2 protein-coding genes are annotated in these 1,461 nt (G+C 58.8%); both read right to left on the bottom strand.

What is annotated here, in order from left to right; genetic code table 11:
- Nucleotides 1-63 precede the first annotated feature (63 nt).
- Nucleotides 64-534 (bottom strand): hypothetical protein, encoded by a 471-nt coding sequence (locus tag AC1D15_RS31985; protein ID WP_477829218.1) that lies wholly within the window; start codon nt 532-534, stop codon nt 64-66.
- 2 nt (nt 535-536) lie between these two features.
- Nucleotides 537-1,461 (bottom strand): RHS repeat-associated core domain-containing protein (locus AC1D15_RS31980; protein ID WP_477829217.1); only part of this gene is annotated, 925 nt, incomplete at its 5' end.

The following is a 1,461-nucleotide window of genomic DNA, read 5'->3' as shown; positions in this document are numbered from 1 at the left end:
GGCCTCGCTCACCTGCCTAAGTGTGCGCATCGCTCGGTGACCGGGCTGCTTTGCCGCAGGAAGCTACAACCTCACGAGGGGCCCGATCCTGTCCCTCGAGAACAGCCTCGTACTCTCGTCCGTCGCTGGCTCGTATCCACAGAAATAGTCGGCGACATCTGCGCCTCTCGCAAGCAGGTCAGCACCAACCAAAAGCTTCTTGGACGCCTCTTGTCTATCCGTGGGATCGATGTCGGCGCTACCGAATATGACAGCCACCTCGCTCGATCCTTCGGAGCGAAGGATTCTGATCAGCGGGGCACTGATCCGAACATCACCAACTCTCACAGAGGCAGCCCGTATAAAGATGGACGCCGACACAGAGCCATCCTTCAGCAACTCTTTCAATCCTTGGTCAAGCTGTTTCGGATCGAGAAGGCCCAACTCACTGTGGGAAAGCTCCATTGGGGAGGCCTCCTGAAGCAAGCCATACACCAGCCCATCAACGGAGCCATCGGGAACAGCGTCGAAGATCAATTCAATGAGTCCGTCCATGATCAGTCCAAGAATCCCTTGAATGAGCCATCCAGGTTGAGTCGAACCCCCCGCCCGTCTGACAGTCGTTTCTCCAGGAACGTGAGGCCATTGTCGTAAGTCTGCTTTATGAACTGTCCAGGACCACGGATGACTTCACGAAGTTGTGTCATCCCCTGCTCATTCCAGGTTTTCATAGAGCCAGTCATAGTGCCCCACGTCTCCGGATTTCGGCCGGCATGTTTGGAAAGTGCATGACCAACGATCGTGCTGCCCTTGTAGGCGTCTTGCGCTGAGGACAACGCGACCTTGGTCTCGGATATCGACAGTCCCCATTTCAGCCCCCTTGCCGCACCTGCTCCCCCAGTGCTCGGCCCCGGCGCAGCTCCCGCGACCATACCACTGCCCATTGCTGCGCTTGCCATCGGAGCCAAGGGCGCCAAGTCATAGCGTCCCTGCCGCCCCTGCGCATCCATGATGGCGATGCCCATGCGAATGATGTTCGGTGCGGAGCTGGGATCGCCTTCCTTGATGGCACGGTAGCGGTCGAACAACGCACTCATCGCCTTCACATCGCCGGCCTCCTTAGCGTCGCTGAAAGCTCGGTTGATGCGCTGGATCTCAAGCCCCTCCTCCGTGAAGGAACTCTTTGCGATTGAATTCAGTATCCACTGTCTCGCAGGCATCAGACTGCCCGCCGCCCCCTCCTGCGACATAGCTACCGTCGTCCTGACCGTCGATTCCGCCGCCATTGGAACGATCCCCGACGGGTTCACAACGACGCCATCGCAGCCACCGTTACAGATGCTTTGCGGGTTGTAGGTCTTGCTCTCCTTCAGATCCGACCAGCCACTCGGGTCCGTGCGCGCCAGCGGATCGTTGCGCACATAGCTGTAGCGGTTGTAGGCCTGCAGGTCCGACGGATCGCTSACGAGCTGGTCCACCGAC

This window comes from Rhizobacter sp. P2_H2, assembly GCF_056403375.1.
The sequence above is the reverse complement of the archived record's forward strand: the minus strand, read 5'-3'. Positions and strand labels throughout refer to the sequence as shown.

Coding starts and splice junctions, on each gene's coding strand:
- AC1D15_RS31985 (WP_477829218.1), bottom strand. CDS start 534: ATGGACGGACTCATTGAATTGATCTTCGACGCTGTTCCCGATGGCTCC.